Source organism: Anaerostipes stercorihominis (assembly GCF_057535655.1).
Genome location: NZ_BAAJCL010000009.1, coordinates 24,354 through 49,883, shown reverse-complemented (window position 1 = coordinate 49,883; position 25,530 = coordinate 24,354). Strand labels below are relative to the sequence as shown.

Genomic DNA, 25,530 nt, shown 5'->3' with positions numbered 1-25,530 from the left:
GTACAAAATAAAGCATTTAAACAAATGTTCAATAAAATCTGTTTCAAACGTAAAAATAAACTGCTAAACTGTAGTTACAAATTACGAAGAGAAGGAAAGGAGGAAACAACTATGGAAATTTTGCCGATTTTTGGGGTCTTGCTATTCTTATTTGTGATGCAGTCTGTGGGGGGATTTTTTCAGGTGAAAGATTATCGAAAAGCAGTACATAGAGTGAATCAGGCAGGAATGGTAGGAATTGGACAGAAAAAAGGAAGAATGTTGTCGAGAGGACATATTGCGGTAATTGCCTGTGACAAAAATGGGGTGATTACCAAAAGTGAAGTGTTGGACGGAATGACTTTTATGGCAAGATTTCGACCGGTTACAAAATTTTTAGGCCAGGAAATGACAGGCAGAAGCATCTATGAATATTTATGGCAGATTCGCAGTATGGAACCGAAAAAAAGAAAATGCTATAAAGGATACGAGCAGGCAATGGAAGCTTTGGAAAGCCGTCTGGCCCATGAAAAACAAGGAGGAAACTAATGGAAGTTATTTCAAGTTTTGCAAATGGATTTATGACGTTGTTTCAGACGGGAGGAAAACAATTTTTAAGCTGGGTAACATCAATCATTCCCACTGTCATTTGTTTGATGACTGCGGTAAACGCAATTATTAAATTGGTGGGAGAAGACAGAGTAGAAAAGTTCTGTATGAAAATTACAGGGAATCGGCTATGCAGATATATGTTTTTGCCTCTGATCGGAATGATTTGTCTTGGGAACCCGATGGCTTACACATTTGGACGCTTTGTGGATGAAAAATACAAGGTACCGTTTTTTGATGCGGCAATTAGTTTTTGCCACCCGGTTTTAGGATTTTTCCCAAATGCAAATGCAGGTGAATTATTTGTATATATGGGAATTGCAGCGGGAATTGAAAAGCTGGGGCTGCCTTTGGGAGAATTGGCAGTACGCTATTTCCTGGTCGGATTGGTAGTCATCTTGATTCGTGGATTAGTGACGGAACGGATTTTCTTATTTTTACATGGAAAATATCAGAAAATGGAATCACAAAAGGAGGCGGCATAAATGTATCGAGCAATTAAAGTAGAAGCGGGATCCGGAGGTTTCGGGGGACCTTTGGTATTACAGCCGACAGAGGAATGCAATATTATTTTAAGTATGACGGCAATCGGCGGCATATGTCCACTGGCAGAGAAAATTGCGGAGATGACAGGGGGAACGCCTGTAGACGGACATAAAAATAACGTTCCGGACGAACAAATTATGGTAGCGATTGTAGATTGTGGTGGAACGTTAAGATGCGGAATTTATCCTCAGAAAGGCGTATTTACAATTAACACAAATCCGGTGGGGCAATCAGGTCCTCTGGCAAAATTTATTACTCCGGATGTGTATGTATCGGCGGTAGATGAGTCATGTCTGAGTTTTACAGAAGAGCAGGCTGAGGTCAAAGAGCACAAGGCGGTGGAAAAGAGTGCGGAGACCAAACCGCAGCCGGAGCGGTCACAGAGCCAGGAAAAGCCTGGAATTATCACAAGATTCGGAATTGCAGTAGGTAAGGTTGTAGGTAAGTTTTTTGCAGCCGGTCGTGAAACAATTGAGATGGTCATAAAAAATATTCTTCCGTTTATGGCATTTACCAGTACAATCTTAGGAATTATTACAGCATCGGGAGCCGGGAATTTTATTGCAAAAACAATTTCGCCGCTATGTTCCACACTGCCTGGAATGCTTGCGATTTCCGTAGTCTGTGCCTTGCCGATTTTATCTCCGGTATTGGGACCGGGAGCAGTCATCGCGCAGGTTGTCGGTACGCTTCTTGGCTCTCAGATCGCAATGGGAAAAATTCCGGCGCAGTATGCTCTTCCTGCTTTGTTTGCAATTAATGCTCAGGTGGGATGTGACTTTATACCGGTTGGTTTAAGTCTTGCAGAATGTGAGTCAAGTACCATTGAGCTGGGTGTACCGTCTGTGCTTTATTCCAGATTGATCACAGGACCGCTGGCAGTAATTATTGCGTTTGTTGCAAGTACAGGTTTATATTCATAATGTATCGGTCAGAGTGAATGAAAAAGGAGAAAGTTTATGAAATATTTTACAAGAATTAAAGGTTTAGGAAAGGATTCTCTGAATTTTCTTGGAGATCGGGATACAAATTTTATAATTTTATTTAACGAAGATGCGCCGGATGCTTTTTTGGATTTGTGTGTCCTTCATTCGGTGGAAACTCTGGTTGCGGATATTCAGCCGGGAGATAAAATGATTATTAATGAAAAAGGATTTGAGGTGACTTCAGTAGGTTCAGAAGCTAATCAAACTCTTCGGGGGCTGGGACATTGCACCATTAGTTTTCAGGGGGCAGAAGAAGCTCCGCTTCCGGGATATATTTCAGTAACTGGAACAGAACCGCTGCTTCCATCAGATCTGCAGCCTGGAATGACCATTGAGTTTATCTAAAGGTTATAACGCTTTTGGAAAGGTGAGGATGGTGAGAGCCGAAGAATTTTCCCCTTTCTGAAAAATGAAGGCATTCCTGCAGGAATCAAAGCTTTTTTATTTGATTCCTGTGGGGATGCTTTTTTGACACTTTTGGCAATTTGGACCTACCAATTTAGCCAATTTGCTGGAAAAGAGGTTTTGATTATGGTAGGATATAAGAAGGATTGTATCGAAAGGAGAGCGTTATGAAATTAGTCATCATTGAACCTTTGGGTGTAGAGGAAGCGCTGTTAAGAGAAATTGCCGGGAAGGCGCTGCCAGATCATGTGGAAATTGTTTCTTATGATACGAGGGTGACAGATACCGAAACCTTGATTGAGAGGGGAAGGGATGCCGATGTCATCATGGTAGCAAATCTGCCGCTCAGCGGTGAGGTCATTGTAGGGTGCCAAAATCTTAAGATGTTAGCGGTGGCATTTACCGGAATTGATCACATTGATCTGGATGCATGCCGCAAAAGAAATATTGTTGTGAGCAACTGTGCGGGATATTCCACTGCGGCAGTTTCAGATCTTGTGTTTGGGCTTCTGATTTCTCTGTATCGTAGGATTGTTCTGTGTAATGAGACTGTGAGAAAAGAGGGCACCAAAGAGGGACTTGTTGGCATGGAACTGGAAGGAAAAAAATTCGGAGTGATCGGAACCGGAGCTATCGGAACCAGAGTGGCAAACATTGCAAAAGCATTTGGGTGTCAGGTTTATGCTTACTCCAGAACAGAAAAACAATTGGATGGCATCACGTATGTAGGTTTGAATGAATTGTTATCCATCTGTGATATTGTATCGCTTCATGTGCCTCTCAATGACAGTACCAAAGGACTCATCGGAAAAGAACAGCTTCAAAAAATGAAAAAGGAAGCGGTTTTGATTAATACTGCGCGTGGACCTGTTGTGGATTCTCAGGCGTTGGCAGATGCACTGAACGAGGGGCAAATTTCAGGAGCAGCAGTGGATGTGTTTGAGGTTGAACCGCCGGTTCCCGCAGATCATCCTTTGTTTGGCGCAAAGAATCTCATTGCAACGCCCCATGTGGCATTTGCAACAAAAGAAGCGTTAGTAAAACGTGCAGTCATCAATTTTGATAATGTGAAATATTGGATGGAGGGGAATCCAATCAACGTCATGAACTAGAGGATGGGAATGTCAGAAAGAATTCAAATAAAATAGCAGAGGGAACTGGGAAATGAAACAGTGGACGAAAAAAATGATTTTGTGCATGCTGCTTTTAACGGCAGGCAGCTTTTGGCTGCACATCGAATCGGCTTTTGCAGCAGAGCATCAATGGTCCGGTCCGGCATGGGCTTATGATACTCCTGACGAGGCAAGAAATTATGATATGGATGAGGAGAATCGAGCCGGAGTAGCAGTGGGCGGCTATATTTATTTGAAATATGGAAGCAGCTATGAGAAGGAGAACACAGCATCTAAGATAGAATATCAATGGAAGACATCCAACCACAATGTCAGAGTGGAGCCGGAAACGGATGCAAGCTGTGCTAAAATTACAGGGCGGCAGACGGGAACGGCACAGGTTACAGTCACGGCGCTGTATCGGAGAGAAGACGGAAGCATAGAAAAGTCCAGAGTAAAATCTATGGATCTTCAAATTACTGAGCCAAAGCTGAAACAGGACAAAATTGGTCTTGTCGTTTATAATGAAGCGAAGATTTCGCTCACCGGAGCTTCTTCCTATGGAGCAGATCATGTATTATATGCGGCAGATCGGAACAATGATTTCTATGTTTCGGATCGCGGACAGATCTTTGGTTTCCGAAAGCAGACGAGAAAGATTTTTGTCTTTGTTGATGGAATGATACTGACGGCTGATGTAAAATGTACTAATCCTCTGATTCGAGCTGCTTATGTGGTGCAGAAAGGGAAGCCAGTTTCCTATAAAGTGCGGGGCGCCAGCGGGTATATGCCGGTATCGTATCAGATTGGAAATCGGAAGTATGCTTGGATCTCTTCAGGTGGAACGGTAAAAGGGAAGAAGTACGGAAAAACTTCTTTGATAATCAAAGTTGACGGCGCAGTGGTAAAGTTTGATGTTTATATTAGCAAAACCAACGCCTACAAAGCAGTAATGCGGGCTCATTCCATTTGTAAGAGCAAGCCCAGGTACAGTCAGAAGAAGCGAATGAAAAAGGGATATGTAGATTGTAGTTCCTTTATCTGGAAGGCATATGAAAGTGCAAATATGAATTTTGGCAGCAAAAATTATGCGCCGACGGCAGCAGATCTTGCCAGATGGTGCGGGAAACAAAAGAAGCTTTTGAAATTTTCCTCCTATAATAAAAAATCCTCAAAATTAAGACCCGGGGATCTGATCTTTTATAAAAAAAGAAATGGAAAAAACGGGAGATATAAAAATATTGATCATGTAGCAATGTTTATCGGAAATGATACCATCGTACATGCGGATGGCAGGAGTGTGTCTTACGGCAGTCCGTGGTATCGCAAAGCGGCAGCGATTGCGCGTCCGGTAAAATAAAAAAGTGAAAGAAAAAAGAATTCTGGAGACAGGATTCTTTTTTTATGGAAACGGATTGACAAATCCGGAAAATATGATAATATAAATATAACCAGTGGTAACATAATGATATAATCATTTGTATTGAAAAGGAGTTTGTATGGATGAAATTTTGAATATGAGTATCAATGAGATGGCGGGAGTAAGCTTTGCCTGTAAATGTGGAAGAGTCCATCGACTGGAGATTGAAAAGCTGGTTATGGGAAAAAATGCAATCCAACAGCTGCCGGAAATTTTGAAAGAGTTTCAGAACTGTAAGATTTATATGCTAAGCGATCATCATACCTATCAGGCAGCAGGAGAGCAGGCGTTTCATATTTTGAAACGAGAAGGCTTTGATGTGAAAAGTCATAGCCTGGATTCCGGTGAAAATCTTTTGATTCCCGATGAAAAGGCCGTCGGAGCAATGTTTATGGAATTAGAAAGAGATACCGGCATGATTCTTGCAGTGGGTTCCGGAACCTTAAACGATATGGCAAAATATATGTCCTCAAGGACGGGAATTCCATATACGATTGTGTGTACAGCTCCGTCCATGGATGGATATGCATCATCCGGAGCGCCTCTGATCAGGGAAGGTAAAAAGATTTCTTATGAGGCTGTTTTGCCTTACGCCATTGTAGGGGATACGGAGATTATGAAACAGGCGCCGATGAAACTGATTCATGCAGGATATGGGGATGTCATTGGGAAGCTGACAGCTCTGGCGGATTGGAAGCTGTCTCATGAAAAAACAGGAGAGTATTACTGTGAAACCATTGTAAAGCTGGTGCAGAAAGCAGTGGACAAAGTGGTTGTTCATCGAAAAGCTTTGGCAAAAAGGGATGAAACGGCAATTCTTTATCTGATCGAAGCTTTAACGCTTACGGGAATTGCAATGGGCTTAATTGGGGTATCGCGTCCGGCTTCCGGTGCGGAGCATATGTTAAGTCACTATTGGGAGATGGCGGTGATTGCACGGGGGGAAAATCCGGAATTGCACGGAATTAAAGTGGGAATTGCCACACCGATCATTGCAGAAGTATTTGATGAGATGTCAGAGGAACTCCCGGATGCTGTCGAGAAAATGGCGCCGTCCCGAGAAGAAATTGAGGAATTTTTAGAGGACGAAGGAGCTCCGATTCACCCCCTGGAGGCAGGAATTGATCGAGAACTGTTTTACCGGGGAATTTTAAATGGAAATACGGTGCGGGATCGGTATAGTATTTTGGATTTTGCGGTGGAGCATGGAAAGATTCAGGAGATCGCAGAAAAAATCACAGAACGTGTCTATGAGAAAAACTCTTAAGAAAGGAAATGAAAAAATGACAGGTATTTTAATTGCAACCCATGGGGAGTTTGCATCGGGGCTTTTGAACGCGGTAGAATTGATTGCCGGAAAGCAGGAAAAGGTAGGAACGATCGGATTACACCATGAAGATGGAGTCGAAGAGTTTGAAGGCAAGGTCAATCAGATGCTGGATTCTCTGGATGAAGGAGACGGTGTTTTGGTTTTTGTGGATATTCTGGGCGGTACACCGTCCAATGTCATATTCCGAAGCCTTTCCCGGAAGAAATTTAAAGCCATCGCAGGGGTAAATATGGCAATGGTAGTTCAGGCAGTGATGATGCGGGACGCCATGTCCTACGACGAGCTTTATGAAAACGTGTTGGAGACAGCAAAGCAGCCGCCGATTTTACTTCATGAAATGTATGAGGAAATGCAAAAAGAAACAGAAGAAGATGAAATTTAGAGCAGGTTATAAAGCATGAAGAGAAAAATAGACAAAAGAGTAAAAAGAAAAACTCTTTTGTCTATTTTTTATAATCTATATGATAAAAACGCTTTGCTCTTTAGTTAGTCGGTGAAAGAATGGAGTCCGCAAATACCGTCATGGCAGCTTTGACATCTTCTTTGATTGCTTTTTTTCCGACGGCGATCAGATCATGGAAAAAGATCTGTTCCTCTTGCGCAGAGGAGATAAAATCGCGGATTGCATTTCCTCCTGCCAGAGAACTGTATGTATAGTAATTGATTTTTGTGATGCCGTTTTGGATGGCTGTTTTAAAATCTTCATCGGAGACGCCGGAACCGCCGTGCATAACAAACGGAAGGTCGATGGCTTCTTTTATTTGTGTAATGCGGTCAAGATCTAACTTTGGCTCTGTCAGATATACGCCGTGGGTTGTTCCAAAGGAAATGGCAAGAGCATCTACGTGGGTCCCTTCTGCAAATTTTTTTGCCATAAGTGGATCTGTATAGCAATCGTTCAGAGAATCGAAATCCTCAGCCCCAACAGCGCCTCTGCCCTCTCCGCCGCCGACGGAGGAGGTAAAAATATGACCAAGCTCGGCTTCCACAGAAACGCCGGCTGCATGGGCAATTTTCACAATCTCTTTGGTTTCTGAAAAATTTTCTTCATAACTTTTGGAGGATGCATCGTACATAATGGACGTAAAGCCTAATTGAATTGCACGGACACAAAGTTCAAAAGAGGCGCCGTGGTCTAAATGGACACAGACCGGAACAGAAGAGCGTTTTGCATATTGAAGCATGATGGGACCGATTTCTTCCAGAGGAATCAGATTTTCGTGAACCTCTGCATGTTGTAAAATCACGGGAACATTTAATTCTTCTGCTGCAGAAATCACTGCCTGAACAGATTCTAGGTTGGGCACATTGAAAGCCCCCACAGCATATTTGCGTTGTTTGGCGTCATCAAGAATTTCTTTCATAGTTACTAGCATTTGCGATACCTCCTAAAATCCAAATAAAATGTAATATGTTTAATGAAATTATAACCAATGGTAAATATAAAGTCAATATAGATAATACCAATGGTATTAAACTGAATGTTTTAAAGTTTGCAGATTTTCAGAAACAGATTTGCCCGGCAGGAATAGACCGGAGGTTCCTCCGGTGAAAATTTCCGCTCCTGCCCGGGAGAGTGTTCCGATGGTGGAGGAATTTACATTCCCATCTGCCTGAATCGGGATGGAAAGACCATGCTGTTTTAAAAGACCGGACATCTGCTGAATGTGGTCAATTGCCTGAGGCTGAATCTTTTGTCCGGAAAATCCCGGGGCGACAGTTAGCTTTAAAATCCATGCGCATTCTTTTGCCAGATCAATAAAATCGTTTTGAGGTGGCGTATCTGCACGATAGCATAGTACAGGCTCGGCTCCGCAGCGTTTGATTTCATCAAAAATTTGAAGAGGATTTTCTAAACTCTCATATGGAACTGCGATATAGTCGGCTCCACAGGCAGAAAAGCGATGAATGTATTGTTCCGGGTGACAAACGGCAAGATGAACTTCGATGGGAAGTTTTGTTGCTTGGGACATTTTTTCCAAAAGCACATCGCCAAGCATAAAGCATTGATTGAAATTGCCGTCTACGACGTCATAGTGGAAAAACGAAATTTCAGACGCTTCACATTCCCGGATCTGTTTCTGCAGGTTTAGCAGATCCATGCAGGAAACGGAAGCAGAAAATGAAGGTGTGGATAATACTGCTGATTTCATAAAATGTGCTCCTTTCTTAAATGGAATTTGAGTTTAGTATAGAAGAGGCGTAAGACAAATTCAATAGAATATTACCAAAGGTAATTAAATTTGTGAAAAATAGATAAAAAATCCCAGAAAATTTGTAAGAATGTACAAAAAAAGAAAAAAATATTAAATAATATTGACAAAATAGTGCGAAGTGGTATTATTTAATACATAACCACTGGTAATAAAAGAAAGGAGATAATGATGAAAATTGATGGAATTGTACTTGTAAGAATTGATGACCGGCTGATCCACGGACAGGTGATGACTTCTTGGCTGAACTACACCGGAGCAAATAAAATTATGATTATTGATGATGGTGTAGCGTCAGATCCGTTTATGAAAAGTGTTTTAAAAACATGTGTTCCGGCCAATGTAAAGCTTGCGACCTTTGGGGTTGAGAAAGCTGCGGAACGACTGAAAAAAGGATTTGCGGGAGATCGCTGTATTGTGCTGGTAAAGTATCCGGAGACGTTATATCGACTGATGGAAGCAGGGATTTTATTCGATGAGATCAACATCGGAGGTATGGGAGTCAGTGGAACAAGAACAAAGTTTTTCCGAAATATTTCGGCATCCGAAGAAGAAAAGAAGATGTTAAAGGAAATGTCAGAGGCAGGTGCGAAGATCAGCGTGAGGATTATCGCAGAGGACAGTGCAACAGATATTTCAAAAATGCTTTAGAAAATGAAGGAGGAAACAGATGCAAATATCATTAATTCAGGCGATTTTGATTGGTATCGTGTATTATCTCGGAAATATAGGAACCCCGTGGCTTTCACTGTTAGGAAGTATTTCTGTGGTTTATAAACCGTTGGTTGCCGGTACTTTAGTTGGATTTATTTTGGGAGATCCGGTACAGGGGTGTATCATTGGAGCTGCAATTAATTTACCTTATGTGGCATTTATTTCTGCCGGAGGAACGGCACCTCAAGATCCGGGACTGGCTGGAACTGTGGGAACAGCATGGGCGCTGGCAGCAGGAGTGGATCCGGCAGCAGCGGTAACCATTGCGCTTCCGCTGGGACTTCTCGGAACGATGATTTGGGTCGCTCATATGACGCTGGATGTAACCTTTGTGCATATGGCAGACAAAGCTGCAGAAGAAGGCAACATTGAGAAAATTTGTTTTTGGCATGTTGTTCCGCCGCAGATTTTAATGTTTTGTCTATGTGTGATTCCGGCAACAATCGCGACCTATTTCGGCTCTTCTGCGGTTCAGGGAATTATTCAGCAGTTAACAGGGCGTCCGCTGACAGTGCTGCAGGTGATCGGAGGACTTCTGCCGGCACTGGGAATTGCGATGAATCTTCGGGCGATTTCCAGACCAGGAACTCTGTTGTTTTACATGGTAGGATTTATTTTAGTTACATATTTGGGACTTCCGGTGATTGCAGTGGCGGTTTTGGGAGCAGTGATCGGATATTTCTATACTGTGCTGTTAAATCAAAATGCGCCTCAGCCGGCTGCGGCAGAAAATCATCAGACGGTGGTAATGGATGACGATGATGAGGAGGATTTCTAATGATGGAAGAAAAAAGAAAACAATTAAGCAAAAAAGATGTGGTAAAAGCTTTTTGGAGATGGACCTTCTTTTCTCATGCCAATTATAATTATGAGAGATTAGAGGCAACCGGCTTGGTGCATTCCTATAAGCATGTCATAAAAAAACTGTATGGAGATGACCCGGAAGAGTATAAAGCATGCATCAAACGTCATATGCAGTTTTTCAATACCGAACCTCACATCGGTGGCGTCATTCCGGGAATTGTATTGGCGATGGAAGAAGAGAGAGCCAACGGAGCGCCCATTACAGATGATGCAATTAATGGAGTAAAAACCGGATTAATGGGACCTTTTGCAGGAATCGGAGATACTTTATGGCAGGGGACCTTAACGCCGATTTTACTGGCCTTTGGAATCAGCCTTGGTTCTCAGGGAAATCTTTTGGGACCGTTGGTGTATGCCTTGTTAATGTTTGGAATCATGTGGCCGGTGGCATATATTTGCTGGATGAAGGGATATGAACTGGGCAAGGACGGAATTGAAAAGATTCTCGGAGGAAACCAACTCCAGATGCTGATTACAGGCGCTTCCGCGATGGGAGCAATTGTCCTCGGAGCTCTCTCCAGTCAATTTGTTACAGTGCATTGTTCTGCGGTGATTAAATTCGGAGCATTGAAAATGAATGTGCAGGAAACGGTATTTGACGCGCTGTTCAAAGGGATTTTGCCGTTGGCAGTGACTCTTCTGACACTGTATCTGTTAAAAAATCGAAAAATGAAAGCGACAACGGTTATGGTGATTTTAATTGTAATAGGGGTTGTCCTAGGAGGGCTTGGATTCCTTGGAGTTGCATCTTAAATAAAAGACACGGAGGTAAAACAGGATGAGTGAGATGGCAAAAACATTAGTATTTACAGGTGAAAAGCAGATAGAACTCAGAGAATATCCGATTCCCGAAGTGAGTGATGATAAAGTTTTGGTTAGGGTGGAAGCCTGTGCAATCTGTACATGGGAACAGAGAGTTTATACCGGAGTGAAGAAGGTAGAATACCCATTTATCGGCGGACATGAGATGGTGGGCAGAATTTTGAAAATGGGAAAAAACGTAGACCGAAGACAGTGGAAAGAAGGAGACTTTGTAGCAGTCGGGGTGACACTTCCCTGTAAAAATTGCTATCAGTGTAAAAGTGGTAACGAACAAAATTGTGAGCATTTTGACCACAGCAAGCAGCAGGAAGGACTTCCGGAAAAGGGTATGGGCGGTATGAGCTCACATCTGTTAGTTCATCCGGAAAATTTGTTTCCAATCGATCATGTTTCGCCGGAGGAAGCGACGATCACAGAACCTCTGTCTTGTGTACTTCACAGCGTAGAAACTGCAGAGATTGAATTCGGCGATACGGTAGTTGTGATCGGGTGCGGAATCATGGGACTCTTGCATACCATTTTGGCGCAGAAACGGGGCGCCAGCGTGATCGTTTCCGATACAAACGAGGAAAGAACAAAGCTTGCTCAGAAGTTGGGAGCAAGCTATGCAGTAAATCCGGCAAAAGAAGATCTCGGGGAGCGGATAAAGGAAATTACAGAAGGAAGAAAGGCACAGGTTGTTTTTGACACCACACCAATCTCGGCGGTGGCAGAGGATTCTTTGAGGCTTGTGGCAAACAACGGGCGAATGGTCCTTTACAGTTCATTCTATCCGGATACGCCGATCTCCGTTCATCCGGACTGGCTTCACAAAAGCGCGGCAAAACTGCTTGGTACAGCAAATTCCAATACGGTGGATTTCACAAAAGCTACGAGATTACTATCGCAGGGAATTGTAGATGTAAAACCGTTTATCAGCGAAGTCTATGAATTGAAAGACTATAAGGAAGCTTTTGAATCGGCAATTCAGGGGGATAAATTCCGGGTTGTTATAAAATTTTGAAGCATCGAACTTGTAAGAGAAAGGGTGAAATGTTAAGATTATCACATAAGATAATGATTCTATAGCAGAATGAAGAAAGGAGAATATATGGCAGAGAAGAAACGACAGCTTCTTTACATGAAATTATATCATAAGCTTTTGGAGGTTTATGAAGATCAGCCGTATTATTCTCCGCTTCCGGGAGAACGTGAATTGTGTGATATCTACCATGTCAGCAGACCAACCGTAAGAAAAGCTCTGGAAGTTTTGGAGAATGAAGGGTGTATTGTGAGATTTGCCGGTAAAGGAGCATTTTTTATCGGAAATAAAAAAGAAGGAAAAAATGAATCAATTTCCACGAACATCGCATTTTATAATCAGGTGAAATTGCGTGGAGATTATACCAGGAGCAAAGTACTGACGCAAAAGATCAGTACAGCCAGTGAAGAAGTAGCAGGAGCTTTGGGGATCCGCAAGGGAGACCGGGTTTTTCATTTGGAGCGACTTCGTTATATCAATGAAAAGCTGTGGTCCATTGCGGATGCCTATGTCTCTTATGAGCGTTGTCCGGAACTGATTGAGTATGATTTCGCGGAACGCTCGCTGCATAATACCATGTCCAATTATGGACATGTACCATCAAGGGCGAAGAGACATTTGACGGTTCAGAAGGCAGATGAGTACGATGCGTTTAATTTAGGGCTGGAAAGCCGGGCTCCGGTCTGTGTGGCAAAAACTGTCACCTTTGATACCGGTGGGGAGCCGATGGAATATTCGGTTAGTCGAAGTGACGCTTACAATATGTCCATTGAACTGAACCAGCAGAATACAATCAGAGCGGCGGACAAAGAGATCTATACAAATATGCTGTAAGGCGGGAAAACCAGAAAGCACAAGCAAAGGACTGTGACTCAGGAAAAGAGTCATGGTCTTTTTTGTTAGGAAGAAAATATGCACATTATAGTTGACAATATCACACAGCTGATATATATTAAAGATACAAAGGAACACAATAGTGAACGGATGTGCATTTGAGAAGGGAGATATCGCATGAATGAGAGAATACGTGAACTCAAGCGAGAAATACAACAATTAAATGATGCGGGAATCAGAACAACGAATCTTTACCAATATGTGGCAGACTCATTAAAACAGACGGAAGGACAACCAATACAAATTCGGCGGGCAAAAGCCTTTGCTTATGTTTTGGATCATGTTAAGCAGGAGGTTCTTCCCTGTGAAAAAATTGTGGGAACCATGTTGGGGATGTGTCCGCTGTATGAAAATGTTATGACAGAGACAGAACAGGAAACGTATGCTGTCAGGGTGATTGAAGAGTATCTTTCCAGAAAAAAAGAACATCAGGATTTTGATGGAAGTATTCAGTTTGGAGAAGGTCATGCCAGAAGCTTTGAAGATGATTTTACCAGTAAAAAAAGCCGCTGGTCGCTGATGTCCAGAGTACACCATGATGCCAGTGTGGAATTTAAAGATCTTCAAAATATTATTGCAAAAATGCAGGGAAAATACCGGGACCGGGAGATTGAATCGTATGAAATCGGGAGAGAACTGGAAAGAGCCTTTAAGATTCCATATGATCCCGAAATCAAAAAAGCCTACAATGAACTTCCGTGGTTTTTAGGAAATCATCTCAGCTTAAATTACGGAAAGATGATCGGCAAAGGCTTTGAAAGATTGATTGGTGAAATAAAAGAATATGGTGCCGGGGCTGAAACAGCAGAGAAGAGAGAATATTATGAAAGTGCGAGGATTGCTGCTGAGGCATCTTCCCGTTTCGTGAAACGATATGCCGAGACTTTAAGAAATTATCCGACGGAGCGAGGTATTTCGATTCAGAGAAAAGAAGAAATTGAAGAAATGGCGCAGATCTGCGAAAAAATTTCAAGGGAACCTGCCGAAACCTTTTGGGAAGCTGTTCAGTTTACATGGATGCTCCATATAATTGCAAGTATTCAGGGTGGCTCTGCGTTATCCTTTGCGAGACTGGATCAATATCTGTATCCATATTATAAAAAGGATATTGCTGACGGAACGATCAATGAGGAGGAAGCCAAGGAACTGTTATCCTGTCTTTGGTTAAAAGTAAATGAGCCGAAGATGCGGACGGTGCAGAGCGTAACACTGGGCGGTATTACGAGAGACGGGGAGGACGCGGCCAATGAGCTGACCAGACTCTGCCTTGAGGTAGCCGGGGATGTGGGAATGCCGTATCCGAACGTGGGACTTAGAGTGAATCCTGTCAGTCCGTCATGGATTTTTGAAGCAGCTGTGGAGACAGCAAAGGCGGGATGTGGACAACCACAGCTTTTGAATGATGAAGTGTGGATACCGAATATGATGGAACTTGGCTATAGCCGGGAAGATGCCAATGATTATTACAATATGGGATGTGTTGAGATTATGGTTCCCGGGAAACAACCGAATTGGGGGGTAACAGAAGCCATTGCATTCCCTGTATTAATCGAACGGATTATGGACAAATGGAAAAATGATAAAGTGTCTGTGGATACCTTTGACGATTTTATGAAGTTCTACTATGAGGAAATGGATGAAGCCATCGAAGGGGATTATCAGGAAGCGATGAAGAAAAAATCAACAATGCAGAATCAATGTTATGACCCATATGCATCTCTTTTGATTGACGGATGTCTGGAAAGCGGAGTGGATATGCTGCAAGGAGGAAGCGAGTGTCCAATGCACTGGTCAGTCTATGCTTACGGGATCGGAACGGCTGCAGATTCTCTGTGTGCAATGAAAAAATTCGTTTTCGATGAGAAAAAAGTTTCCATGGAAGAAATGTATCAGGCATTAAAGTGCAATTTTGAAGGATATGAAGAGCTTCAGGCAATGCTGATGAATAAAACACCGCACTATGGGAATGGGATCAAAGAGGTTGATGACATTGCCGATGCAGTTTTAACTTACTTCACAAAAAAAGTTATGGAACTCAATGAAAAATCAGGAAAAGATAAATTTGTATCTACACTCTTCGGATATTTCTTCCATATTTATCACGGAGAAATAGCGCAGGCCACTCCTGACGGACGAAAGAAGGGAGAACCGTTTAGCGACAGTATGGGACCAAGTCAGGGGATGGATACCAAGGGGCCTACCAGATTGATGAATTCAGTGCTTCATCTGGATGACAAATATGTGACGGGAGGTTATGCGCTGAATTTTAAGATTAATCCATCCTTCCTTACGGAAGAAAAAGGAAGAAAGTCAATCGAGCAGATTTTGAAAGCTTATATGGAAAACGGAGGACCGCAGATTCAGATTTATACAACCAATATGGAGGATATGAAGGATGCTCAGATTCATCCGGAAAAACACAGAGATCTTATTGTACGCGTCGGCGGATACTGTGAATTTTTTGTAAATCTGGATAAGGTTCTTCAGACAGAGATTATTCACCGCACATTATATGGGGAGGCATAATATGGGGAAAAAGGGTCTGGTATTCGGAATCCAGCATTTTTCCATTCATGACGGAGAGGGAGTCCGAAGCAATGTGTTTTTGAAGGGGTGCCCTCTCTCCTGTCTCTGGTGCCATAATCCTGAGGGAATAACGAAGAATGTGGGGATTCAATACATCAAAAATAAATGCAGGAACTGTGGTAAATGCGGATTTATATTTCGGGATATGTCAAAACTGCACGAGAAGAGTGCAGAGCAGATCCGGGGATATGTCAAACTGTGTCCTTATGGCGCACTGGAGCAGATCGGAAACTGGATGAGCGCACAGGAAGTAGTGGAAGAGGTTCTGGAGGATCTTCACTTTTTTCAAGAGAGTCATGGGGGAATCACTCTTTCCGGCGGAGAACCCATGTTTCAGTGGGAGTTTGCTTTGGAGATTCTCAAGGAATCGAAGGCGGCAGGTCTGCCTACAGCAATGGAGACAAGTGGATTTGCCCCTTTGGAAGCGTATTTGAACGTATTGCCTTATGTGGATGAATTTCTCTGGGATTATAAAGAGACGGATCATGAAAAGCACTGGGAATTTACAGGAGTGGGAAATGAACAAATTCTTGGAAATCTGGATGCCTTGTACGCAAAAGGAGCAAAGATCATTTTGCGTTGTCCGATCATTCCGGGGCTCAATGACACAGAGGAGCATTTTCAGGGAATTGCAGCAAGAAGTCAGAAAATGAGCAGACTTCTTGGAGTGGAGCTTATGCCATATCATAAATTTGGCGTGGCAAAGGCCCGCAGAATCGGAAAGACGGAACAAAAAGAATATGAGGTTCCCACAAAAGAACAAAAGAAGCAGTGGGAGAGGAAAATCAGAGATCTTGGAGGCAGAGTATTTTAGGATACAGAAGTTTTTTGTTGTGTGAAATTTCTTTTCTGCTGCACGAAAAAGAAAAAAGAACACTATAATGAAAAAATGTTCATTTTGTATTGACATTCATTGGAAGTGGGCATATAATAATATCAGGTAGAAAAAATAAACACTAATATGAACGAAAGTTCAAGCAAACCCAAAGAGAAGGAAGGGAGAAAAAATGAAGAGTTGCAAACCGGAAAGCATAAACAAAGATTTGCCGGGAATTATTTTATTGAGTCATGGTCCGTTTGCAGTATCTCTGGTAGATACGGCAAAGATGCTGTTTGGAGAAAGTGAAAACCTGGCCGCGTTTTCTCTGGAACCGGGAGACGATATTGATCGGTATCGAAAAGCATTTACAGAAGCCATTGATGAATTTCCGCAGGGGAGTCTGATTCTGGTAGATTTATTTGGAGGAACACCTTGTAATCAGGTAATGCGTCATATTCAGGAAACAGGAAAGCCGTTGGAAGTGGTCGGAGGTATGAATTTGCCGATGCTGGTGAATGCAGTGCTGTCAAGAGAATCTATGTCCGGAAAAGATTTCAGTCTGGATACTGTGGAAAATGGGAAAAACGGAATTTTCAGAGTGGATACCGAAGGCTTTTTAAATGATGATGACGAGGATGAAGAATAGGAATTTATGATCGAAAGGAAGATTTGATATGGCAAAGAATTTAGCAGTGAGAGTGGATGATCGCTTAATTCACGGACAGGTTGTTACACAGTGGGTCAAGGTGTTTAAGGCACAGAAAATTGTAGTCATTGATAATAATGTGGCGAAAGACAAAATGCAGAAAAATGTTTTGAAATTTGCTGCGCCGCCTGAAATTAAAGTCAGTATCTTTTCTGTAGATAAGGCGGTAGAGATCTGGAATAAAAACCAGTTTGGAAATCTCAATGTGTTTGTACTTTTCAAAGATGTGAAACAGATCAAAGAGCTGGCAGATAAGGGTGTGAAATTTGATGAGATAACATTGGGAAATATGTCCATTATCGGTGACCGCAAACAGATTTATAAATCTACCGGCTTTACAGAGGAAGAGGCACAGACGCTGTTTGATCTTGAAAAAGAAGGAGTAAAGTTACTGTTTCAGACACAGCCGACAGATAAAAAAGAATCTTTGGATATGGTGAAAAAAGTATTTCCGAATGTTCAGTAAATATGAAAAACAAAGGAGGATAAGGACATGACAATTACTTTGGCACAGGCGGTTTTATTGGGGCTGTTTTGTGGAATTGCAAAGTGCTGTATTCCATATACAGCGGGAGCTTTTATGTTTAATACGGTTATTTTTAATGCGGTAATCGTAGGAGCGGTACTGGGAGATATGGCTCAGGCAATGATCATCGGAGCCTCTCTTCAGTTAATTTATCTTGGAGTTATTTCAGCAGGAGGGAACCAGCCGACAGACCCCTGTCTTGCGGCTTATGTGGCGATTCCGGTTGCGATGGCATCTGGCTTAGACACCAATGCCGCGGTGGCACTGGCAGTTCCGGTTGGACTGCTGGGTGTTCAGATCACAAATATTCTTTATCTGGCAGCAGGTTTTTTTGCACAGAAGGGCGATACTTTTGTAGAAAAAGGGAATGCCGGAGGAATGGTACGCTGGTCAATTGTTGCGGTGGGGATTATTCGTCTCCTTTGCTTTGGAACTTTGATTACTTTGGCACTCTACTTTGGAAGCGGTGCATTACAGGGGGTATTAGATGATATTCCGAAGTTTGTAACCAACGGCTTATCTGCCATGGGGGCATGTCTGCCGGCGGTTGGATTTGCAATCATTGCAAATCTGATTTCAAAGCCAAAATACATACCATTTTTCTTTGCCGGATTCTTTTTGATTCAGTATACAAAAATTGGAACGATCCCACTTCTTATGGTTGGAGGGTTCCTGACATTTTTATACATTACATTTACGAAGAATGAGTATACCGGTCATGCAGATTATGACGATGACGATGACGAGGAAGAGGAAGAGGAAGAGGAAGAGGAAGAGGATGAAGTTAAAATTCTTACCAGAAGAGATGTATTAAAATCATATCTGATTTATTGGACATCGGCAGAAATCTGCCATAGTTTTGAAAGAATGCAGGCACCGGCTTTCTGTGCGGCATTGGTTCCGGCATTGAAAAAGTTTTATCCGAAAAAAGAAGATAAGCCTCACTATATCGAAGCTTTAAAACGAAATATGACATTTTTTAATTCAGAAGCGCATTGGGGCGGAGGACCTTGCCTAGGGCTTACCTTAGCGATGGAGGAGAAAAAATCTAAAAATTATGAAGCTCTTCCGGGTGAGATGATTATGAATCTAAAGACAGGTCTGATGGGTCCGCTCGCAGGAATCGGTGATACAATTTCTTGGTCAACACTGATGTATCTGTTTATTGGAATGTTCCTTCCTCTCGCCAAGAAGGGAAATCCTTTGGGCGGAATTGCACCCATTCTTTTGCTGACGGTGATTTGTTTTGGAATTGGATACTTTTTGACTTCAAAATGTTATACATTTGGTTATTCTTTTGCAGAAAATATGTTGAAATCCGGGTTGGTAAATATGATTATTGCAGGAGCCAGCATTCTTGGACTGTTTATGATGGGCGGGCTGGCATCCACTTATGTGACGGTATCAACTCCGCTGAAATTTGCAACCGGAGCTTATTCTACAACGCTGCAGTCGATACTTGATTCGATCGCGCCGGGAATTTTACCTTTGATTGTTGTGCTTTGTATCTGGGGGTACTTATCAAAAGTAAAGCGCAATTATTTTGCGGCAACGTTGGGCGTTACAATAATTTCCTTGGTACTGGGATGTCTTGGATTAATTATTTAACAGTAGATGTTCTTTTCGATTGACGAAAGCCGGGCGCAGTAGATATACTGTTCCTATATGAGTAATTTCAGCAATAGAAAGGTGTGGAAGATTTGAGAGAAGAACGGTTCATCATCAAAGTGGTGGAAATGCACTATAAGCAGGGAATGTCGCAGCAGGAAATCGGGAAAAAATTAAATGTATCAAGAACTACGATTTCCAGAGCGCTGGCACAGGCAAAGCGTGAAGGATATGTGCAGATCAAAATCAATTATCCGGAAAATTCAGCAATTAATCTGGAAGCAATTCTGGAAGAGAAATTTGGCTTGAAAGAAGCTGTGATTGCAAGTGCTCAAAAGGAATCGGAATTAAAAGAAGAAATTGCGTTTTACGCCTCTGATTATCTGTTAAGAACGTTAAAAAATCATATGACGGTAGCGCTGACGAGAGGTGTGACACTGCAGAATATGGTAGAATATCTGAGCAGGGATGTCCGGCTTAAATTTCTAAAAACAGATGATGTGAAAGTTGTTCCTCTGATGGCGGCAACAAACATTTCTGTATCGGCACCGAAAGATTATCGCATGGCATATTCCAATTATCTGATTGAGGAGGTTGCCAAGATTATCAATGGAAACAGCTATCAGATGTTAGCGCCGCAGTATGTGACTTCGCCGGAGGCAAAAGAGGTTTTTTTGAAGGAGCAGAGTATCAAAGAGGTGTTTGACTTGGCCAGGTCCGCCGATATTGCAGTTGCGGGAATCGGTACGCTGGATCAAAATTCTGCTTTGATTAATGCAGAATTAATACCTATGGAGGAGTTTCAAAGGCTCCAGAAAATGGGCGGAACCGGAGAGATTCTTTCACATGTGGTGGATGAGAACGGAAATTTAATGAAAGATCAGTTTGAAGACCATCTGATCAGTTTAGATTTAGAGGATTTCAAAAAAATACCAATCCGCGTCGGAGTTGCATATGGAATTGAGAAAAAGGAAGCAATTTTAGGAGTTTTAAAAGGCGGCTACATCAATGTTTTGATCACCGACGAAAAGGTTGCAAAATATCTGACGCAGGAAGTTTCCTTATAAAAAAATCCCAGAGAAATTTTTATTTCTTTGGGATTTTTTTGTAATAGTCATATAGACAGTTGAAGGGAAACCGCCGATTTTGTTCTGATGACTAATCCTCGGAACTTGTTGCGGCAGAACCAGAAAGGAATAGAAATGAAAGTATATAAAAAACAAAAACGAGGGGAAACCATTCCTCATGCATTTGAGAAAAAAGTATTGGAAAGAGAAATGGCGAAAGGGGCTCCGAGAATTCAGGATCTTTACAGAACAAACGCTGTAAAGACAGAAAATTTGAATTTGGAGCTTCTTCGCAGAGAGATGAAGCAGGAAGGCAAGGATATTACGACGGCCATTATTAAGGAAGAAACAAAGCTGATTCCGGTAAAAGGGCACAGAATTCAGGTGACAATTTATAAAAAACAGGGAAGTTTGAAAGAGCGGCCGGGGGTTTTGTTTATTCACGGAGGCGGATTTTTTGGAGGAGATGTGGCCACCAAGGGAAATCAGTGCCGGTATTTGGCAGAGCAGTCTGACGCAGTTGTTATCTCTCCGGAATATCGGCTTGCGCCGGAAACTCCTTATCCGGGCGCTGTGGAAGATATTATAGGGACTTTGGATTGGATGTGCCTGAATGCAGACGATTTAGGAGTTGACAGAGATAAAATTGCCATTGCGGGGGAGAGCGCCGGAGGTACGCTAGCGGTAAATTGCTGCCTTCGGGATACGGAGAGGCGCATCAAGCTGGCAATGATTATTTACGGGGCATTGGATCTTCTTCCGGCAGAAAAAACAAAATATCATTGGGACTATTCAAAATATGAGATGTATCCGCAGCAAAAAGACTATATCATGAATCGTTTGTTTCGATTTAAAGAGCTGACAGAATCCATCGAATCTCTGTATATCCCTGATGGATATTCTGCCGAGAGCGGAGAGATTTCACCGGTTTATGCCGAGGATGTAAGCAGAATGCCAAAAACGGTTATGATTGAAGCGGAATTTGATTATTTTAGAATTTCCAATGAAGAATTTGTAAAAAAGCTTCAAAGGAGTGGAAAAGACGTTGAGGTTATTTTATATGAAGGGTTAGATCACGGATTTTTTGACCGGCTCGGAAGTCTTGAGCAGACAGCGGATTGCATTGAGGAAATGGCAGAGCGGATGAAACAGCTGTAACGGTTAAGGTCTGGAAAGAAAGATACACACGGATCAGAGATCTCCGGCGGAAGCATTGGGCAGAGAGAGCAATCTGAGACGTGTGTTTTGCTTTATAAGCACGAAATCGGGGAAATGTCAAGAGAAACTTAAAAAAATTGTTGACATGAGAAAATGTGTATGCTAACATAAGAAAATGCTTTAATGTGGGTTTGTCTGCCCATAGTGTATAAATTTTAGCTTGAAAATTGTGAGAAAGTCCTTCAGAAATTGAGGGATATGGGGAGTTCGAGGCGGACTTGTCCGCCTTGATCCGATGTGTAGTATATAAACCAGGTTTAGATCAAGAGGTGAAAAACGTCCATGGAAAAGAACAGAATACAGCCAATAAAATCAGGTACAGGGATGCGAATCAGCTATGCCAGGCAGGATGATGTCCTTGAAGTACCGAATCTGATCGAGATTCAAAAGGATTCCTATAATTGGTTCTTAGAAGAGGGATTGGCAGAGGTATTTGAAGATCTCTCTCCGATTGAAGATTACAGCGATCAGTTGAGCTTGGACTTTGTGGATTATCAACTGTGCAGAAATGATATCAAATATTCAATCGAAGAATGTAAAGAAAGGGATGCAACCTACGCGGCTCCTTTGAAAGTAAAAGTAAGACTTCATAATAAAGAAACCGATGAAATCAAACAGCATGATATTTTTATGGGCGATCTTCCTTTGATGACAGAAACCGGAACTTTTATTATCAATGGTGCGGAGAGAGTCATTGTCAGTCAGTTGGTTCGTTCTCCGGGAATTTATTACGGAATTGCCCATGATAAGATTGGTAAAAAATTATATTCTTCAACTGTAATTCCCAATCGGGGAGCCTGGCTGGAATATGAAACGGATTCCAATGATGTTTTCAATGTTCGTGTTGACCGTACGAGGAAAGTGCCGATTACAGTGTTGATTCGCGCACTGGGAATTGGAACCAATGCAGAAATTAAAGAGTTATTTGGAGAGGAACCAAAGATTCTTGCGAGTATTGAAAAAGATCCTTCGGATAATTATGAAGATGGACTTCTTGAATTATATAAAAAGATCCGCCCGGGAGAGCCATTGTCCGTGGATAGTGCGGAGAGTCTGATTAACAGCATGTTCTTTGATCCGAGAAGATATGATCTGGCGAAGGTCGGACGTTATAAATTCAATAAGAAGCTGGCGCTGAGAAACCGAATCAGCGGATTTGTGCTGGCAGAGGATGTGATTGACCAGACAACCGGAGAGATTCTGGCAGAGGCCGGAATAACAGTGGACATGGAGCTTGCCGACAAGATTCAGAATGCGGCGGTTGCCGGTGTTTTAATTCAGACGGAAGCAGGAAATACCAAAGTATTATCTAATATGACCGTAAATCTTGCGGAATATGTAGATTTTGATCCGGAAGAAATTGGAGTTCATGAGCATGTCTTTTATCCGGTTCTTGAGAAAATTTTGGAAGAAGGGTATGAAGGAGAGGAATTAAAGCAAGCATTGAAGAAAAGCGTGCATGAATTGATTCCAAAGCATATTACCAAAGAAGATATTTTAGCATCTATTAATTATAACATCCATTTAGAGTACGGAATTGGAAACGATGATGATATTGACCATTTAGGAAACCGTAGAATTCGTGCGGTAGGCGAGCTGCTTCAGAATCAGTACCGCATCGGTTTATCAAGACTGGAAAGAGTTGTGCGTGAGCGAATGACAACCCAGGATATCGAATCCATTACACCCCAGTCTCTGATCAATATTAAACCTGTAACCGCATCAGTGAAAGAATTCTTCGGAAGCTCTCAGCTGTCACAGTTCATGGATCACAACAACCCGCTGTCAGAACTGACACATAAGAGACGTCTGTCAGCTCTGGGACCGGGAGGTTTATCCCGTGATCGCGCCGGATTTGAGGTCCGTGACGTACATTATTCCCATTATGGAAGAATGTGTCCGATTGAGACTCCGGAAGGTCCGAATATCGGTTTGATTAACTCTCTTGCCACTTATGCAAGAATTAATGAATATGGATTTATTGAAGCACCGTATCGAGTGCTGGACAAGAGTGATGTGGAAAATCCGGTTGTTACAAACGAAGTCGTATATTTGACTGCGGATGAAGAAGATAACTTTGTTGTTGCACAGGCAAACGAGCCGTTGGATGAGGAAGGGCATTTTGTGCATACTCATGTATCCGGACGTTATCGTGAAGAGACATCAGAATTTGATAAATCAAACCTGGATTTGATGGACGTATCACCGAAAATGGTATTTTCTGTGGCGACATCCATGATTCCATTCCTGGAGAACGACGATGCCAACCGTGCGCTGATGGGATCAAACATGCAGCGTCAGGCAGTGCCGCTGCTTTCCACAGAAGCCCCGGTGGTCGGAACAGGTATGGAGTCCAAGGCAGCTTATGATTCCGGTGTGTGCATCACAGCGAAAAAAGGCGGAGTGGTAGAAAAGTCCACCAGCACAAAGATTGTTGTGAGAAACGATGACGGCGGAAGAGATGAATATCATGTGATTAAGTTTGCGCGAAGCAACCAAGGTAACTGTATGAATCAGAGACCGATTGTATTTGTTGGAGACAGAGTAGAAAAAGGTGACATCTTAGCAGATGGAGCATCTACAAGCAATGGAGAGATGGCGCTTGGGAAAAATCCGTTGATTGGATTTATGACATGGGAAGGTTATAACTACGAGGATGCGGTTCTGTTAAGCGAGCGTCTTGTTCAGGAAGACGTATACACATCCGTGCATATTGAAGAATATGAGGCAGAAGCAAGAGATACCAAATTAGGACAGGAAGAGATTACACGAGATCTTGCGGGGCTCAGTGAAGATGTCTTAAAGGATCTGGATGAAAACGGTATTATCCGTATTGGTGCGGAAGTCCGTGCCGGGGATATTCTGGTTGGAAAAGTAACTCCAAAGGGGGAAACAGAACTGACAGCAGAAGAGAGACTGCTTCGGGCGATCTTCGGTGAGAAAGCAAGAGAAGTCCGTGATACATCTTTGAGAGTTCCTCATGGAGCCTATGGTGTTGTAATGGACACGAAGGTCTTTACAAGAGAAAATGGAGATGAGCTTCCGCCGGGAGTGAACAAAACAGTCCGTGTATATATTGCTCAGAAGAGAAAAATTTCCGTTGGAGATAAAATGGCAGGACGACACGGTAATAAGGGTGTTATTTCCCGTATTTTGCCGGTGGAAGATATGCCATATCTGCCAAACGGACGGCCTTTGGACATTGTGTTAAATCCACTGGGTGTGCCTTCGCGTATGAATATCGGACAGGTGTTGGAAATCCATCTGTCTTTGGCGGCAAAAGTGCTGGGGTTCAATGTGGCAACACCGGTATTTAACGGAGCCGATGAGAATGATATTGCAGATACTCTGAAAATGGCAAATGACTATGCCAATACATCATGGGAAGAATTTGATAAAAAATGGCGTGACAAAGTCAATGATGATGTCATGGATTATTTATATGAAAACAGAGACCACAGAAAAGAATGGGAAGGAGTGCCGATTGATACTACCGGAAAAGTTCGATTAAGAGACGGCCGTACCGGAGAAGAATTCGACAGTCCGGTAACCATTGGATTCATGCACTACCTGAAATTGCACCATTTGGTAGATGATAAAATTCATGCCCGTTCTACCGGTCCTTATTCCTTGGTAACTCAGCAGCCGCTGGGTGGTAAAGCTCAGTTTGGAGGACAGCGTTTTGGAGAGATGGAGGTATGGGCACTGGAAGCCTACGGCGCATCCTATACCCTTCAGGAAATTTTGACTGTGAAATCTGACGACGTTGTAGGTCGTGTAAAAACGTATGAGGCAATTATCAAAGGAGATAACATTCCGGAACCTGGAGTTCCAGAATCCTTCAAAGTACTGTTGAAAGAATTCCAGTCTCTGGCATTGGATGTAAAAGTTCTGGATGAAAACGCAGCTGAGGTTGAAATCAAAGAAAACATCGACGGCGGAGATGCAGATCAAGATCTTGCACCAATGATTGAGGGAGATAGTGTTTTTCATAACTATGAAGAAAGTGAATCTGAATTAGGCGCCTTGGGATACAAGCAGGGAGAATTATCTGAAGGTGAAGACGATACAATCATGTAGATTG

23 protein-coding genes are annotated in these 25,530 nt (G+C 42.5%); 21 read left to right on the top strand and 2 right to left on the bottom strand.

The window, feature by feature from the left end:
* Window positions 1-111: 111 nt before the first annotated feature.
* The 8 genes from AC27EF_RS09375 (at window position 112) to AC27EF_RS09340 (ending at window position 6,769) form a co-directional block, all read left to right on the top strand.
* Window positions 112-528 (top strand): transcriptional regulator GutM, encoded by a 417-nt coding sequence (locus AC27EF_RS09375; protein ID WP_487110493.1) that lies wholly within the window; start codon window positions 112-114, stop codon window positions 526-528.
* Window positions 528-1,073, top strand: a complete 546-nt coding sequence (srlA, locus tag AC27EF_RS09370; RefSeq protein ID WP_487110492.1) for a PTS glucitol/sorbitol transporter subunit IIC — start codon at window positions 528-530, stop codon at window positions 1,071-1,073. The genes AC27EF_RS09375 and srlA overlap by 1 nt, the downstream gene beginning before the upstream one ends.
* On the top strand, window positions 1,074-2,057 hold the full coding sequence (srlE, locus tag AC27EF_RS09365) for a PTS glucitol/sorbitol transporter subunit IIB (RefSeq protein ID WP_487110491.1): 984 nt from the start codon (window positions 1,074-1,076) through the stop codon (window positions 2,055-2,057).
* 36 nt (window positions 2,058-2,093) lie between these two features.
* Window positions 2,094-2,465, top strand: coding sequence for a PTS glucitol/sorbitol transporter subunit IIA (locus AC27EF_RS09360; RefSeq protein ID WP_487110490.1), 372 nt, complete (start codon window positions 2,094-2,096; stop codon window positions 2,463-2,465).
* Window positions 2,466-2,692: 227 nt separating this feature from the next.
* Window positions 2,693-3,637 (top strand): 2-hydroxyacid dehydrogenase, encoded by a 945-nt coding sequence (locus AC27EF_RS09355; protein WP_487110489.1) that lies wholly within the window; start codon window positions 2,693-2,695, stop codon window positions 3,635-3,637.
* 52 nt (window positions 3,638-3,689) lie between these two features.
* Window positions 3,690-4,997, top strand: a complete 1,308-nt coding sequence (locus AC27EF_RS09350; RefSeq protein ID WP_487110488.1) for an NlpC/P60 family protein — start codon at window positions 3,690-3,692, stop codon at window positions 4,995-4,997.
* A gap of 139 nt (window positions 4,998-5,136) precedes the next feature.
* Window positions 5,137-6,324, top strand: coding sequence for a sn-glycerol-1-phosphate dehydrogenase (locus tag AC27EF_RS09345; RefSeq protein ID WP_487110487.1), 1,188 nt, complete (start codon window positions 5,137-5,139; stop codon window positions 6,322-6,324).
* A gap of 16 nt (window positions 6,325-6,340) precedes the next feature.
* A complete protein-coding gene (locus AC27EF_RS09340; protein WP_487110486.1) occupies window positions 6,341-6,769 on the top strand; it encodes a PTS sugar transporter subunit IIA in 429 nt (142 codons plus the stop codon).
* A gap of 100 nt (window positions 6,770-6,869) precedes the next feature.
* Here AC27EF_RS09340 and AC27EF_RS09335 read toward each other — a convergent pair whose 3' ends face one another.
* Complete coding sequence (locus tag AC27EF_RS09335; RefSeq protein WP_487110485.1) at window positions 6,870-7,763, bottom strand: class II fructose-bisphosphate aldolase; 894 nt, start codon at window positions 7,761-7,763, stop codon at window positions 6,870-6,872.
* Between the two features lie 96 nt (window positions 7,764-7,859).
* Window positions 7,860-8,540: a ribulose-phosphate 3-epimerase gene (locus tag AC27EF_RS09330; protein WP_487110484.1), complete on the bottom strand. Its 681-nt coding sequence runs from the start codon at window positions 8,538-8,540 to the stop codon at window positions 7,860-7,862.
* 228 nt (window positions 8,541-8,768) lie between these two features.
* On the opposite strand from AC27EF_RS09330, the gene AC27EF_RS09325 reads away from it, so the two are divergent.
* From AC27EF_RS09325 to rpoB, 13 genes are all read left to right on the top strand, one after another.
* Window positions 8,769-9,251 (top strand): PTS sugar transporter subunit IIB, encoded by a 483-nt coding sequence (locus AC27EF_RS09325; RefSeq protein WP_487110483.1) that lies wholly within the window; start codon window positions 8,769-8,771, stop codon window positions 9,249-9,251.
* Window positions 9,252-9,270: 19 nt separating this feature from the next.
* On the top strand, window positions 9,271-10,092 hold the full coding sequence (locus AC27EF_RS09320; RefSeq protein WP_487110482.1) for a PTS mannose/fructose/sorbose/N-acetylgalactosamine transporter subunit IIC: 822 nt from the start codon (window positions 9,271-9,273) through the stop codon (window positions 10,090-10,092).
* Window positions 10,092-10,931 carry a PTS system mannose/fructose/sorbose family transporter subunit IID gene (locus AC27EF_RS09315; RefSeq protein ID WP_487110481.1) on the top strand — a complete coding sequence of 280 codons (840 nt, stop codon included), beginning with the start codon at window positions 10,092-10,094 and terminating at the stop codon, window positions 10,929-10,931. The genes AC27EF_RS09320 and AC27EF_RS09315 overlap by 1 nt, the downstream gene beginning before the upstream one ends.
* Window positions 10,932-10,965: 34 nt before the next feature.
* Window positions 10,966-12,003, top strand: a complete 1,038-nt coding sequence (locus AC27EF_RS09310) for a zinc-dependent alcohol dehydrogenase (RefSeq protein WP_487110480.1) — start codon at window positions 10,966-10,968, stop codon at window positions 12,001-12,003.
* 87 nt (window positions 12,004-12,090) lie between these two features.
* Window positions 12,091-12,855 carry a GntR family transcriptional regulator gene (locus AC27EF_RS09305; RefSeq protein WP_487110479.1) on the top strand — a complete coding sequence of 255 codons (765 nt, stop codon included), beginning with the start codon at window positions 12,091-12,093 and terminating at the stop codon, window positions 12,853-12,855.
* 177 nt (window positions 12,856-13,032) lie between these two features.
* Window positions 13,033-15,441: a pyruvate formate lyase family protein gene (locus AC27EF_RS09300; protein ID WP_487110478.1), complete on the top strand. Its 2,409-nt coding sequence runs from the start codon at window positions 13,033-13,035 to the stop codon at window positions 15,439-15,441.
* A gap of 1 nt (window position 15,442) precedes the next feature.
* Window positions 15,443-16,315 carry a glycyl-radical enzyme activating protein gene (locus tag AC27EF_RS09295; protein ID WP_487110477.1) on the top strand — a complete coding sequence of 291 codons (873 nt, stop codon included), beginning with the start codon at window positions 15,443-15,445 and terminating at the stop codon, window positions 16,313-16,315.
* A gap of 193 nt (window positions 16,316-16,508) precedes the next feature.
* Window positions 16,509-16,967: a PTS sugar transporter subunit IIA gene (locus AC27EF_RS09290; RefSeq protein ID WP_487110476.1), complete on the top strand. Its 459-nt coding sequence runs from the start codon at window positions 16,509-16,511 to the stop codon at window positions 16,965-16,967.
* 28 nt (window positions 16,968-16,995) lie between these two features.
* Window positions 16,996-17,493 carry a PTS sugar transporter subunit IIB gene (locus tag AC27EF_RS09285; protein WP_487110475.1) on the top strand — a complete coding sequence of 166 codons (498 nt, stop codon included), beginning with the start codon at window positions 16,996-16,998 and terminating at the stop codon, window positions 17,491-17,493.
* 27 nt (window positions 17,494-17,520) lie between these two features.
* Window positions 17,521-19,161: a PTS system mannose/fructose/sorbose family transporter subunit IID gene (locus AC27EF_RS09280; RefSeq protein WP_487110474.1), complete on the top strand. Its 1,641-nt coding sequence runs from the start codon at window positions 17,521-17,523 to the stop codon at window positions 19,159-19,161.
* A 92-nt stretch (window positions 19,162-19,253) separates the two neighbouring features.
* Window positions 19,254-20,228 carry a sugar-binding transcriptional regulator gene (locus AC27EF_RS09275; RefSeq protein ID WP_487110473.1) on the top strand — a complete coding sequence of 325 codons (975 nt, stop codon included), beginning with the start codon at window positions 19,254-19,256 and terminating at the stop codon, window positions 20,226-20,228.
* A gap of 135 nt (window positions 20,229-20,363) precedes the next feature.
* Complete coding sequence (locus AC27EF_RS09270; RefSeq protein ID WP_487110472.1) at window positions 20,364-21,386, top strand: alpha/beta hydrolase; 1,023 nt, start codon at window positions 20,364-20,366, stop codon at window positions 21,384-21,386.
* A 342-nt stretch (window positions 21,387-21,728) separates the two neighbouring features.
* Window positions 21,729-25,526 (top strand): DNA-directed RNA polymerase subunit beta, encoded by a 3,798-nt coding sequence (gene rpoB / locus AC27EF_RS09265; protein WP_487110471.1) that lies wholly within the window; start codon window positions 21,729-21,731, stop codon window positions 25,524-25,526.
* The last annotated feature ends 4 nt before the right edge of the window (window positions 25,527-25,530 follow it).